General features: G+C 35.7%; 10 protein-coding genes. 9 read left to right on the top strand and 1 reads right to left on the bottom strand.

What is annotated here, in order from left to right; translation table 11 throughout:
* Window positions 1-242: 242 nt before the first annotated feature.
* The 6 genes from C1638_RS09695 (at window position 243) to C1638_RS09670 (ending at window position 5,440) form a co-directional block, all read left to right on the top strand.
* Window positions 243-2,024 carry a histidine kinase gene (locus tag C1638_RS09695; protein WP_228428103.1) on the top strand — a complete coding sequence of 594 codons (1,782 nt, stop codon included), beginning with the start codon at window positions 243-245 and terminating at the stop codon, window positions 2,022-2,024.
* 9 nt (window positions 2,025-2,033) lie between these two features.
* The gene (locus tag C1638_RS09690; RefSeq protein WP_109620402.1) at window positions 2,034-2,759 is read left to right on the top strand and encodes a PA3715 family protein; all 726 of its coding nucleotides are present in this window, start codon (window positions 2,034-2,036) and stop codon (window positions 2,757-2,759) included.
* A gap of 128 nt (window positions 2,760-2,887) precedes the next feature.
* Complete coding sequence (locus C1638_RS09685; RefSeq protein ID WP_109620400.1) at window positions 2,888-3,595, top strand: DUF4386 domain-containing protein; 708 nt, start codon at window positions 2,888-2,890, stop codon at window positions 3,593-3,595.
* Between the two features lie 7 nt (window positions 3,596-3,602).
* Window positions 3,603-4,019, top strand: a complete 417-nt coding sequence (locus tag C1638_RS09680) for a DUF6326 family protein (protein WP_109620398.1) — start codon at window positions 3,603-3,605, stop codon at window positions 4,017-4,019.
* A gap of 72 nt (window positions 4,020-4,091) precedes the next feature.
* Window positions 4,092-4,826 carry a LytR/AlgR family response regulator transcription factor gene (locus tag C1638_RS09675; protein ID WP_109620396.1) on the top strand — a complete coding sequence of 245 codons (735 nt, stop codon included), beginning with the start codon at window positions 4,092-4,094 and terminating at the stop codon, window positions 4,824-4,826.
* A 74-nt stretch (window positions 4,827-4,900) separates the two neighbouring features.
* Entirely contained in the window at window positions 4,901-5,440 is a 540-nt protein-coding gene (locus C1638_RS09670) for a lipocalin family protein (RefSeq protein WP_109620394.1), read from the top strand.
* A 59-nt stretch (window positions 5,441-5,499) separates the two neighbouring features.
* On the opposite strand, the gene C1638_RS09665 is transcribed toward C1638_RS09670, so the two are convergent.
* Window positions 5,500-5,973 carry a DUF7832 domain-containing protein gene (locus C1638_RS09665; RefSeq protein WP_109620392.1) on the bottom strand — a complete coding sequence of 158 codons (474 nt, stop codon included), beginning with the start codon at window positions 5,971-5,973 and terminating at the stop codon, window positions 5,500-5,502.
* Between the two features lie 103 nt (window positions 5,974-6,076).
* Here C1638_RS09665 and C1638_RS09660 point away from each other — a divergent pair, with 103 nt between their 5' ends.
* From C1638_RS09660 to C1638_RS09650, 3 genes are all read left to right on the top strand, one after another.
* Window positions 6,077-7,327 carry a CinA family nicotinamide mononucleotide deamidase-related protein gene (locus C1638_RS09660; RefSeq protein ID WP_109620390.1) on the top strand — a complete coding sequence of 417 codons (1,251 nt, stop codon included), beginning with the start codon at window positions 6,077-6,079 and terminating at the stop codon, window positions 7,325-7,327.
* Between the two features lie 90 nt (window positions 7,328-7,417).
* A complete protein-coding gene (locus tag C1638_RS09655) occupies window positions 7,418-10,816 on the top strand; it encodes a trifunctional glycoside hydrolase family 18/polysaccharide deacetylase/glycosyltransferase family 2 protein (protein WP_109620388.1) in 3,399 nt (1,132 codons plus the stop codon).
* A 76-nt stretch (window positions 10,817-10,892) separates the two neighbouring features.
* Window positions 10,893-12,950: a M13 family metallopeptidase gene (locus C1638_RS09650; protein WP_109620386.1), complete on the top strand. Its 2,058-nt coding sequence runs from the start codon at window positions 10,893-10,895 to the stop codon at window positions 12,948-12,950.
* Window positions 12,951-13,122: the final 172 nt, after the last annotated feature.

Here is a 13,122-nt window from a genome sequence, read left to right as displayed (position 1 = left end):
TTGTGAAAAGAGTATCATATTTAAAAATGTAAAAAGTAGGGATATGAAAGTAAGCTTTGCTTTAAGTATAAGGAGGCTCATCTTTAATGTAAATAATAAGATATATAATAAGGTGTATTGGTTTTAAAATAATGATTGTTAGTGTTTTACTAAGGGACTTGGTGAAGTGAGGTTTTGACTTGGTAAGGAATGGGAGACGATAGATAAAGTTTTAGTTACTTTGCAGTAAAGATTCAAAGTCTGTGAAATTAGTTTTTAAAATATTGTTTATTTCAATGCTTGCTGTGGGGAATTTCCTTTCTGCACAGGATTCTACAAAGGTGTCACAAGTGTTGAAGTCTGCTGCAAAGCTAAAGAAAGCGGTGGATAAAAATGATGATAAGGCCATTGCCGATACGTATGTAGGAATGGCGGGTGATTACTATAATCAGGGAAACTATGCTAAAAGTGAAGAATATTTAACCAAGGCTAAAACTCTTTTTCAAAAGCTTAATGATAAGAAAAACCTGGAATCTGTTACCAGAAAACTAGCTCAGTCACAGGAAAAACAGAATAAAATAACACCTGCCCTCAGCAATTACAGCATGGCGGCACAGATGAATTACAGTGAAAAAAGCAAGGCTGTAAATTCTAATGATGTGGCAAGGCTTTCTTCCCCGAAACCGGAACTTAGAGTAGAAGCTATTCAGGATAATATTAATATCAGTAAAAAAGAAAATGAGCAGGCTAGCGTAGCAGAGGGTTACAGTCAGTTGGCCGAGATCAATTTACAGCAGAAAGATATCAATAAGGCAGAAGAAAATCTGAATAACGCCTATAAAATTTCAAAAAGAGGAGCGCCACAACAGGCCTTAGCTATCAATCAAAAATTGACTGACCTTTATGTTGAAAATAAAAATTTTGACAAAGCGATTGAAGCCAAAAAGAAAGTCCTGAAAGAAGACTTTGTAAAAGAAAATTCACAGGAAAAGGTTAATCAAATTCAAGAACTGGCGGATATTTATATTAAGAAAAATGATCCAAAAGAAGCGGTAGATTTATTGAAAAATGCCTACGGAATTGCGTTAGATAAAGGACATACACTTGAAGCCCAGAAGAGTGTGAAAAGACTGGACAGTCTTTATGCCATTTCAGGAAATACAGATGCTTCTGTTCAATTGTACAGAGATTTTCTGGGAAAACTTCCGAATCTGGTTTCGAAAGACAGAAGCCTTGTAGATAATAAGATTCTGGAAGATACAGAGCAGAGAATTTCACAACTGGAAAAGGAAAAAGAACTGAAAGACGAATTGATTCGTAAGAAAAATGTCTTCAATTATGGTTTAATTGGAGCTTTGATCTTATTGACAGGTTTGGTTATTTTTATTTTCAGAACACTTAAAAAAGTTCAGACTAAGAATAAAAAAATTGCGCTACAGTCGCTTCGACGGGAAATGAACCCGCATTTTATCTTCAACAGTTTGAATAGTGTCAATCATTTCATAGCAACCAATAATGAATTAGAGGCCAACCAATATCTGACAAAATTCTCTAAGCTGATGCGCGGGGTGATGGAAAATTCTACGGATGATTTTATCCCTTTTCAACAAGAACTGGATCTTCTGCAAAATTATCTGGCTCTGGAAAAAACACGTTTTACAGATAAGTTTGATTATGAAATAGATGTAGACGAAAGCTTAAATATGCACAGCCTGCAGGTTCCCGGAATGCTCGTACAGCCGTTTCTCGAAAATGCTATCTGGCATGGACTTCGGTACAGAACGGAAAAAGGTTTGTTAAAGCTCAGCTTTGAAAAAAGTAATCAATATCTGAAAATTATTATTGATGACAACGGAATAGGAATTGAAGAAAGCAAAAAACAGAAAACCCAACATCAAAAGACAAGAGAGGGCAGAGGGATGAAAAATACGCTGGAAAGAATCCAACTTTTGAATGATCTCTATAAAAAAAATATTACCTGCTCTGTAAAAGATAAAGAAAATAATAGCGGAGTAGTGGTTACCATTCAAATTAATCTGATATAAAACGGTAAGATGAAAAAGAATATATTCCTGATAAAACTAATGGTTTGTTTATTCTCCGGTATTTTATCCGGACAGGATTTCGATAGTATTCGGTTGAATAATATTCTGAAAAGTTTAAAATTAGATAAGACAAAAACCAAAGAAGAGCTCTGTACTGAAAAGAAAATGCCCAATACAGAAGATTCCTATATTGCAGTTATTCCTGTTGTAATAGAACAGGAAAATAATGATTACGTGTTCACAGTCCGGAATTATATTTTAATTACAGATGCTAATGGAACTATAAAGAATAAATATCTAGATCCAACAGATATAAATTCTGATGCCATTAGTTTAAGAAGTTTTACAATTGATACCGGATTATATACTATTGGGACAAATATCCGCGCTTTTGGGGTGAAAGCTGATTTTGTAGGAAGCAGCAGACCTAATCCTTATGAGCTAAGTACAATGTCTATGTATTATCCGGAAGGTAAAACTTTTAAGAAAGTTATGGATCAGTTTACTATGGATCAGTACCACGGAGAATGGGATATGCGATGCAATGGAGAGTTTAAAGATAATCACTCCTATATTATACTAGAGCAATCCAAAACCAATAATTTCACAGACCTTAAAATAAAAACGATTTCTGTTACTACAATAAATAAGGACGTAAAAGGAGAATGTGAAAGTAAGGAAACATCAAAAACTTTCTATAAAACGCTGAAATTCAAAAGCAGTTATTATCACTAAATTTTTCATAGTAATAGTGCTTATCAAAGTGTTGGTATTTTTGCTTGTGTTTTGAGTTTTTATTATTTAATTGAGTTTTTTGTAACGAAATTTATATAAAAACGTCTTATTAGGTAAAAACTAATCAGATGGATTCTAATACTAAAATAGCAAGATGGGCAGGTTTTATTTATTTTGTCGTTGTCATAACTGGGCTTTTCAGTTTGATGTATGTACCTTCAAAGCTGATTGAATGGGAAAATCCCAAACTGACTTTTAATAATATTTCTTCTTCACGATATTTATTCAGTTTAAGTATTGCGAGCAGTATACTTTGCTATACGGCTTTTACTTTGCTCCCTTTGGTTTTGTATAAGCTCTTGAAAAATGTTAACGGAACCTATGCTAAACTAATGGTTATTTTGGCGCTTATCAGTGTGCCCATTTCTTTTATTAATCTTCAAAGTAAACTCTCAGTGCTTACGATTATAGATGCCGCAGATTATCTAAAAATCTATAAAACAGAAGAATTACAAGCACAAGTCATGCTTTTGTTGAAAAATTACAATAATGGAATTCTGATTGTTCAGATTTTCTGGGGACTTTGGCTTTATCCCTTTGGCTATCTGGTGTACAAGTCAAACTTTTTACCAAAGGTTTTGGGAGTCTTTTTAATGTTGGGCTGCTTGGGATATGTTATCAATGTTTTTGGAAGAATAACGATTCCTGAATTTTCCAGCTATGCACTATCAAGCTATATAACATTACCTGCATCAATAGGAGAAATAGGAATATGCCTATGGCTGCTGATTATAGGTGTGAGAAGTAAACCTGTTAATACTATTCATCAAAATTAATGTAACCATGAACAAATCTACCCAATTTGAAGACATCCAGGTAAATATCAAGATTATACTTGCTGGGCTTTGGACCTCTGTTACGCTATGTTACTTATATGGCGATTACTTTGAGCTGTATACCCCAGGAAAAGCCCAGGGCCTTGTAGATGGTCATAATTTATTGAATTCTCCACTGAATTTACTGATGGCTGCAGTCGTTTTAGCGATACCGGCTGTCATGGTATTTCTTTCCCTTATTTTGAAACCTGCTATCAATAGGATTCTCAATATAGTTTTCGGAATATTTTTTACTGTGGTGATGCTGCTTATTGGTATTTCATCCTTTTCAGAATGGTATCTATTCTATGTTTTCCTTGCCGCTGTAGAATGCATGATAACAATCTTGATAGTAGGGTATGCCTGGAAGTGGAAAAAAGTATGACCTGTATTAGGAAAATTGTAGGGTTGGTCAAATATCCCTAATTTGCATCTGCAATCTAATAGTTAAAACCTAATGAAGATCAAAGCCGTAATCGTAGACGATGAAATCATAGCAAGAGAGGTCCTGAGAAGTTATATCACCAAATACTGTCCTCAGGTAGAAATTCTTGGTGAAGCGGAAAATATCAAGGAAGCCGTTCCATTGATTGCTGAAAAGCAGCCACAATTGGTCTTTCTGGATGTGGAAATGCCCTTTGGAAACGCCTTTGACGTATTGGAAGCTACGAAAGAATTTTCTTATGAAACAATCTTCATTACCGCATTTTCACAGTATTCTTTACAGGCTTTGAATAAGTCGGCAAGCTATTATATTCTAAAACCGATTGACATCCAGGAGTTGATCCTTGCAGTAAACAAAGTTGCTGAAAGTCTTGAAAAGAAGGATGAGCTTAATCGTAACAAAATTCTATTGGAGAACCTAAAGCTGAAACCAGAAAAACAGCAGCTTATTCTCCCGACTCTACAGGGATTTGATGTCGTAAAAACCGAAGATATTGTAAGACTTCAGGCAGATGGAAACTTTACGCAGGTTTATCTTACCGATGGCTCCAAGAAAATGGTGTGCCGCTTTTTAAAGCACTTTGATGATCTGTTGGAAAGTCCTTTTGTAAGAGTTCATCGTTCCCATATCATCAATACAACTTTTGTAAAATCCTATCATAAAAGTGGAACCGTAATGCTGGCTGATGATACTGAAATTGAGGTTTCGGGAAGCTTTAAGGATAATTTTCTGAGAGTATTCTCATAGAATTTATTGTTCCTTAACAGCCCAAAGGCATTATTTTTGAAGTTTTTATAAGAATCACACAAAATATTTCTGTCATGAAGACCTTTCATAAAATTATACTTCCCGTTTCATTAGGAGCATTGGCATACATCGCCTTTCATTCATATTCTGTGGGAATTCCAAAAGGAGCCGTTGCTGTAAAGAATTTTGACGTTAAAAAATATCTTGGAAGATGGTATGAAATCGCACGATTTGACTATAAATTCGAGAAAAATATGGATAATGTTACAGCAGAATACTCAGAAAATCCCGATGGAACAGTTCAGGTGAGAAATAAAGGCTATAATTATGTAAAAAAACTGTGGAACGAATCCATTGGTGAAGCCAAATTTGTAAAAGATACAACCGAAGCCCGACTTAAAGTCTCTTTTTTTAAACCCATTTGGGCCGGATATAATGTCATAGATATAGATGAAGACTATCAGTATGCCCTAGTGGCAGGAAGCAGTCTAAAATACCTGTGGATCCTTTCCCGAACGACTACAATCCCTGAAAGTATCAGACAACGCTTTATTGAAAAAGCAAGAAAAATTGGTTATAATACTGAGGAATTGATCTGGGTGAAGCATACCTAAACGAAAAGGCAAAATCGTTAACATGTATTTTACGATTTTGCCTTTTTACTTTTTTGTTTCTAACTTTGAATATATTCTTTCCATTCCTCAAAACGATGATCAATAACCTGCTTCATCAGATCATAATTCTCGTAGGTATCTTCAATGTGGTAGAAAGTTTCGTATTCATAATCATTCTCCTCTGCTTTGTTATCAAAAAGATTAACATAGTCATCTGCAAATGAACTGTATCTATTACCAAAATCAGTGTCATCTCCATAATAATCCTTTGCAAAACTGTTTCCAAGATCACTCAGGTCATATTCAGAAAATTTTCCGTCACAAAAATCCATAACGAATTCTGCACCAGTAATTTCTCTTCTTTTTACTTTTTCAATTTCCTCTTTTCCGTCTTCTTTTAATTCATTAGAAATAAGATCATTATTAATGCACCAGTTCAGAAACATTCCTGTATGGGTAGCCCCATTTTTTTCAGGAAGTTCTTCGGGAAAATCACCACCATAATGCCATGAAGCATCATCATATTTAGACATAATTTTAACTAATTTTTGTCAAAAATAGAAAAAATCAATTTATATTGCCATAGCCGCAGATTTTCCCGTCATTTGCAGGAGAATTTTTTCAAGAAATTGATATATGGAAAAAGCTGTTCTGATTACTATTGGTGATGAAATCCTTTCCGGAAATACGATAGACACCAATTCCAATTTTATTGCTACCGAATTGAAGAATATCGGGATAAAGGTTGTACAGATCTTTACAATTTCAGATGAAATTGAAACAATCAAAAATACATTAGATATAGCCTTTGAAATGGGTGATTTAGTGATCACAACAGGAGGATTAGGCCCTACCAGAGATGATAAAACCAAAAAAGCGCTTGCAGAGTTCTTCAACGATGAAATTGCACTGGATGAGGTTACCTTTAATCACCTTAAAGGATATATGGAAAAACGCGGACGTCTGGATATTCTCGAAAGAAATAAAGAACAGGCCTTTGTTCCTACAAAATCCATCGTGTTTCAAAACCATTTTGGAACTGCACCATGCATGATGATGGAGCTGAACGGAAAGCTGTCCTATAGTCTGCCCGGCGTTCCTTATGAAGTAAAACCATTAATCAAGGATCAGATTATACCTTATTTACAGGGGAGATTCAATCTTAATTATATTCATGGAAGAATTATTTCTGTAGTTGGGATTCCTGAAAGTATTCTTGCAGATACCATTGAAGATTGGGAACTTGCCCTTCCTGAAAACATTTCCTTGTCTTATCTTCCGGTGGGAACCCGTGTAAAGCTGAGGTTAACAGCATCCGGTGATAATGAAGATATCTTAAAACAACAGACAGAAGACGAAATTCAAAAACTTCTTCCTCTCATAAAGGATAATGTTATTGCGGTTTCTGAAGATAAAATTGAAAGTATTCTGGCAGAAATTCTTACGGAAAGAAATTTGACCATTTCTACGGCGGAAAGCTGTACCGGAGGTGAATTGGCAAAAATGATCACATCAATTTCCGGTAGTTCAAAATATTTTCTTGGAGGGATGGTTCCTTATGCTACAGAAAAAAAGATTAAAATTCTAAACGTCTCCAGAGAAACTGTAGACCAATTTACGGTAGTTAGTGAGAAGGTAGCTCAGGAAATGGCCAAAGGATGTCAGCACTTATTTGATACAGATATTTCCCTTTCTACAACCGGAGTGGCGGGTCCGGGAAAAGGAGAAGATGGCAAGGACATAGGAACAGTTTTCTATACAATAAGAATTAAAGATCAGGAAGTAACATCAAAATTATATATGCCTCATCTGGAAAGGTTGGATTTTATGAATTTTGTTTCCCAAAAGGTAATTCAGGACTTGGTAGGACTTCTTGTAAACCAATAAATTAAGATTTTAGTTTTTTAATTTTTTTTTAATTAATTTTTATCTTCTTTTTCACGCTTTTTGAGATTCATTCATTAAAATTTCATAAACGTGGAAAATTCAAAACAGATTTTTCAGACCAACAGCAAAAAACGCTGGAAAAGTGTACAATGGGGAAGCCGCATCTTTATTTTTATGGCAGTGCTTCTTCTTTTGGCCTTGGGACTGATGATGACCCTGGACAGAAGTCCAAAAATTCCTTTTAAAGAAGATTATAAGGCAGTGATAACTGCGAACAAACCCTATCTTCAAGAGAACAAAATTTCTAAAGAATATAAAGGATTCAGAAGCTTTATTTCTGAAAAAACAATTCATACGAATCTCTCCAAAATCGAAAAGGCAAGAGCAGAGAGATATAAAAATCAAAACAGAAACTGGGCACAGTTCCCCGGAGGAATTCGATCTGCATTTTATGTAGCGTGGGATCCACAGTCTCTGATGTCTCTGAAAAGAAATATCAGACATATTAATCTTGTTTTTCCGGAATGGTTCTTCCTTGATCCTAAAACGGGAGATTTGAAAACGAACATTGACCCCGAAGGGTATAAAATCATCAAAAGAACAGGAATTGCAGCAATGCCTATCCTAAGTAATAACTCTGATAGAGAATTCCGTTCTGAAGGATTGGGAAAAGTATTGAATGATCCGAAGAAAAGAACAAATCTTATCCAGAAAATTACCCAGCAGTGTAAAAAATATCATTTCAAAGGAATTAATATTGACTTTGAGGATATGAACCTCAATTCTGATGAAAACCTGATTGCTTTTATGAAAGAGCTTTCAGAAACATTCAAGCAGAATCAATTATTGGTTACCATGGATATCATGACGGATAATGATGATTATAATATCCCAAAACTAGATCCCTATGTAGATTATTTTGTATTGATGGCTTATGATGAATATTCTGCCAGTGGCGATGCAGGTCCGGTTTCTTCACAGAAATGGATAGAAGAGCAGGCAGGTAAGCTCGTAAAAAAGACTTCTCCTCAGAAGATTATTTTAGGATTGGGAGCCTACGGTTACGACTGGAGTTCTAATCCTGATGATAATAATTCCGTTACCTATATGCAGGCTATTACAAAGGCTAGTGCAAGTAAAGCAGTTATTGATTTCAATGACAATACTTTTAACTTAAATTATTCCTATACAGATTCTAAAAATAATACCCATACTGTATTTTTCAATGATGCTGCCTCTATTTTTAATACGATGCGTTTTTCATCGGAATATCCATTGGCGGGAACTGCACTTTGGAGATTAGGAAGTGAAGACAGCAGGGTTTGGAATTTTTACGATAAGGATCTTACGTTTGCCGGACTGTCCAAACTGAATTTGAAAACACTGGAAAATGTAAAAGGACAAACCATGGTCGATTATATTGGAGATGGTGAAGTCCTGGATGTTTTAAATACCCCTCACGACGGAAAAATAGCCTTAGAAATAGATCCTAAGGAGAAAATTATTACAGATGAAAATTACATTACCTACCCAAGTTCCTATGAAGTAAAGAAATACGGAAGCGCCCCTCAAAAGGATTTGGTATTGACATTTGATGATGGCCCGGATGAAACCTATACTCCGCAGGTATTGGATATATTATCTAAGTATCATGTTCCTGCTGCTTTCTTTTTAGTAGGCTTAAATGCAGAAAAAAATCTTCCGCTTGTTAAAAGAATCTATCGGGAAGGTCATGAAATAGGAAATCACACCTTTACCCATGAGAATGTTGCCAAAGTAAGTCCAGAAAGAGCGTTGCTTGAGCTAAAATTGACGAGATTACTGATAGAGTGTGTAACCGGACACAGTACCATTCTGTTTCGGGCACCCTATAATGCAGACTCGGAGCCTACAACATCAGAAGAGATTATTCCTGTAGCATTGGCAAGACAGCAAAACTATCTGGATATTGGAGAAAACATAGACCCTGAAGACTGGCAGCCGGGAATAAAGGCTGATGAAATTATAAAACGGGTAATGGCAGGAATTAAACAGGAGAGAGGAAATATTATTTTGCTTCATGATGCAGGAGGTGATACCAGAGAAGAGACCGTGAAAGCATTGAAAGTTTTAATTCCGACACTGCAGAAACAAGGATATCATTTTACCAATCTTACCAGTCTTTTGCATAAAAGTAAAAGCGAGCTGATGCCCGAAGTTCCTAAAACGAAATCCTACTATATCATGCAGCTTAATCTTGTATTGGCTACTGTAATTTACGGAATAAGCCACTTTTTGGTTGCTCTGTTTAGTATTTTTATTGTACTGGGGCTGATCAGATTGCTGTTAATGGCTTATTGGGCTTTTAAAGAAAGAAAAAAAGAAAAACAACTGAGTAAGTTTCCCGTTCTGGAATCCTATCCAAAGGTTTCCATCATTGTTCCGGCTTATAATGAAGAAGTGAATATTGTTTCTTCCCTGCATAATCTGTTGAAGCAGACTTATCCAAATTTCAACATTATTATGGTGGATGATGGAAGTAAAGATTCAACCTATGAAAAAGCAAGAAATGAATTTCCGGATCACCCGAATCTGAAAATTTTTTCCAAAACAAATGGAGGAAAAGCAACCGCTCTCAACTTTGGTATTTCACAAACTGATGCTGAATATGTAGTGTGTATTGATGCCGATACCAAGCTACAGCAGGATGCCGTAAAATATTTAATCGCAAGATTCTTAAATTCCAATCCTGAAGAAAAGATTGCAGCAGTAGCAGGAAATGTAAAAGTTGGAAATACCGTCAACTGGCTTACCAAGTGGCAGGCAATAGAATACACTACAAGTCAAAACTTTGACAGACTGGCATATGCACATATCAATGCAATTACAGTAATTCCTGGGGCTATTGGAGCATTTAAGAGATCGGTTATTCTTGAGGCAGGTGGTTATTCTTCAGATACTTTGGCCGAAGACTGTGATATCACGGTGAAAATTTTAAAAGCTGGATATACTGTTGCCAATGAAAATAGAGCCGTAGCAGTAACAGAGGCTCCGGAAACCGTGAAACAGTTTTTGAAACAGCGTTTCCGATGGACTTACGGAATTATGCAGATGTTTTGGAAACAAAAACAGACTTTCCTTAACCCCAAATATAAAGGATTAGGGCTTTGGGCAATGCCAAATATTTTACTGTTTCAATACATCATTCCGTTTTTTTCGCCACTGGCAGATCTGATCATGTTTTTTGGAATTTTATCCGGAAATGGAGACAAAATATTTACCTATTACCTGATTTTCCTTTTAGTGGATGCTTCGCTGGCTTTGGTCGCGTTCATTTTGCAACGAGAAAAATTAACGAATCTTCTGTATATTATTCCGCAAAGATTCGGGTATAGATGGCTGATGTATATAGTATTGTTTAAAAGTTTAAGAAAGGCATTGAAAGGTGAAATACAGTCCTGGGGATTCTTAAAACGAACCGGAAATGTAAAAGAGATAGCAACTTCTTAAGATTTGTTTAAATTTGTTTTCTGGTAAAGTAACAAATAGTAAATAAATCATACATATTGTATAAATTGTTATCATAATGAAAAAACTAACGCTTTCTTTGTTCTTAATAGCAGGGATCTGCTCTCAAAATACGATGAGTGCACAAGCTAAAACTGCTAAAGTAGCAGTTAACAACACAGATAAAGGTTTAGACCTTAGCTTAATGGATACTTCGGTACGTCCACAGGATGATTTTTATAATTATGTGAGTGGAACTTGGATGAAAACAGCCAAAATTCCATCTGACAAACCGACTTGGGGAAGTTTCAACAAACTTGGAGAAGACACGGATAACAATTCCATGACCATCCTGAACTCTCTTTTGAAAGATAAATTTGCTGATGGAAGCGAGGGTAAAAAAATTCAGGATTTGTATGCTTCTTACATGAACATGCAAAAAAGAAATGCTGATGGAATCAAGCCTATTCAGGATAACCTGAGTAAAATTGATGCGATCAAAAATATGGCTGATCTTCAGAATTATCTGATCTCTGTAACTAAGGAAGGCGAAAATGTTTTCTACGGATGGGGAGTATATGCAGACCTGAAGAATTCTAACATGAATGCTGTTTACTTAGGAGAAGCTTCTCTTGGTTTAGGTAGAGATTATTACCAAAAAGTAAACGAAAAAAATACAGAAGCTATTGCTGAATATCAGAAATATGTAGCTTCAATGTTAACAGAGTTAGGCTATAAAAATGCTGATGCAGCTGCAAAAGGTATTGTTGAATATGAAAAGAGCATTGCAAAAACCTATTTAACAAACGAACAAAGCCGTGATAATACTCTTCAGTATAACCCTCAGACAATGGCTGAGCTTTCAGCTTTGGTAAAAGGAGCTGATATTCCTGCTTACCTTAAAAAAGTGGGTGTAAATACAGATAAAATTATCATCGGAGAACTAGGATACTATAAAAACTTTGATAAGTTGGTAAACGCTCAGAATCTTCCTGTAATTAAGGATTATCTGAAGTTCCACATGATTAATGGTAGCGCTTCTTACCTAAGCGAAAAGCTAGGAGATATGAAGTTTAATTTCTTTGGTAAATATCTAAGAGGTCAACAAGAACAAAGAGCTCTTAACAAGAGAGGTTTTGAATTAATCAACAGAAACTTAGGAGAAGCTTTTGGTAAACTATATGTTGAGAAATACTTCCCGGCTGAAGCTAAGGCTCAGATGGTGGAATTGATCGATTATTTAAAGAAAAGCTTTGCTGTTCACATCAACAACTTAGCTTGGATGTCTTCTACAACTAAGGAAAAAGCAATGCAGAAATTGAATAAATTCACTGTAAAAGTTGCTTATCCAGACAAATGGAAAGATTATTCTAAACTAGAGATCACTCCTGAATCTAAAGGTGGAACATTATACCAAAACCTTCAGAACATTGGTGAGTGGCAGTACAACAAGGATTTAGCTAAAATTGGAAAGCCGGTTGATAAAACAGAATGGGGAATGACTCCACAAACTGTAAACGCTTATTACAACCCGGTATTTAACGAGATTGTATTCCCTGCAGCTATCCTTCAGCCGCCATTCTTCAACCCTAAAGCAGATGCAGCAGTGAACTTTGGTGGTATTGGTGCTGTTATTGGTCACGAAATGAGCCACGGATTTGATGATTCAGGTGCACAGTTTGATGCAGAAGGTAACTTGGTAGACTGGTGGACGCCGGAAGATAAAGCTAACTTCGAAAAAGCGACAAAAGCTCTTGCTTCTCAATATGACAAATATGAGCCTGTAAAAGGAACATTTGTAAACGGAACTTTCACAAACGGTGAAAACATTGCAGATTTAGGTGGTGTAAACATCGCTTATGATGCACTTCAAATGTATTTAAAAGATAAAGGAAACCCAGGTAAGATTAGCGGATTCTCTCAAGATCAGAGATTCTTCCTAAGCTGGGCAACTGTTTGGAGAACTTTATCAAGTGAAAAATATATGATCAACCAGGTGAAGACAGATCCGCACTCTCCGGGTTACTTCAGAAGTTTTGGTCCACTGATCAACGTTGACGCTTTCTATAAAGCATTCGATGTGAAAAAAGGAGACAAATTATACAAAGCACCAGAGGATAGAATTAAAATCTGGTAAAAAATATAAACCGTTCAGCAATGAACGGTTTTGTTTTTTAGGTTGCAGGTATCAGATGATAGGAATTAGGGAGAAAGAAGTTAGACGTTAGGGTGATGGGGTTGTGTTAACTATAATCTATAAGAAACGATTTCCATCATCCCCCTTTTTTGGAGGGGGTGGCAAATCGAAG

The organism is Chryseobacterium oncorhynchi (assembly GCF_002899895.1).
Taxonomy (GTDB): Bacteria; Bacteroidota; Bacteroidia; order Flavobacteriales; family Weeksellaceae; genus Chryseobacterium; species Chryseobacterium oncorhynchi.
The sequence above is the reverse complement of the archived record's forward strand: the minus strand, read 5'-3'. Positions and strand labels throughout refer to the sequence as shown.

Bases quoted from the DNA above. Each gene is read 5' to 3' on its own strand.
- C1638_RS09690 (WP_109620402.1), top strand. From the start codon at position 2,034: ATGAAAAAGAATATATTCCTGATAAAACTAATGGTTTGTTTATTCTCC.
- C1638_RS09685 (WP_109620400.1), top strand. From the start codon at position 2,888: ATGGATTCTAATACTAAAATAGCAAGATGGGCAGGTTTTATTTATTTT.
- C1638_RS09680 (WP_109620398.1), top strand. From the start codon at position 3,603: ATGAACAAATCTACCCAATTTGAAGACATCCAGGTAAATATCAAGATT.
- C1638_RS09675 (WP_109620396.1), top strand. From the start codon at position 4,092: ATGAAGATCAAAGCCGTAATCGTAGACGATGAAATCATAGCAAGAGAG.
- C1638_RS09670 (WP_109620394.1), top strand. From the start codon at position 4,901: ATGAAGACCTTTCATAAAATTATACTTCCCGTTTCATTAGGAGCATTG.
- C1638_RS09665 (WP_109620392.1), bottom strand. From the start codon at position 5,973: ATGTCTAAATATGATGATGCTTCATGGCATTATGGTGGTGATTTTCCC.
- C1638_RS09660 (WP_109620390.1), top strand. From the start codon at position 6,077: ATGGAAAAAGCTGTTCTGATTACTATTGGTGATGAAATCCTTTCCGGA.
- C1638_RS09650 (WP_109620386.1), top strand. From the start codon at position 10,893: ATGAAAAAACTAACGCTTTCTTTGTTCTTAATAGCAGGGATCTGCTCT.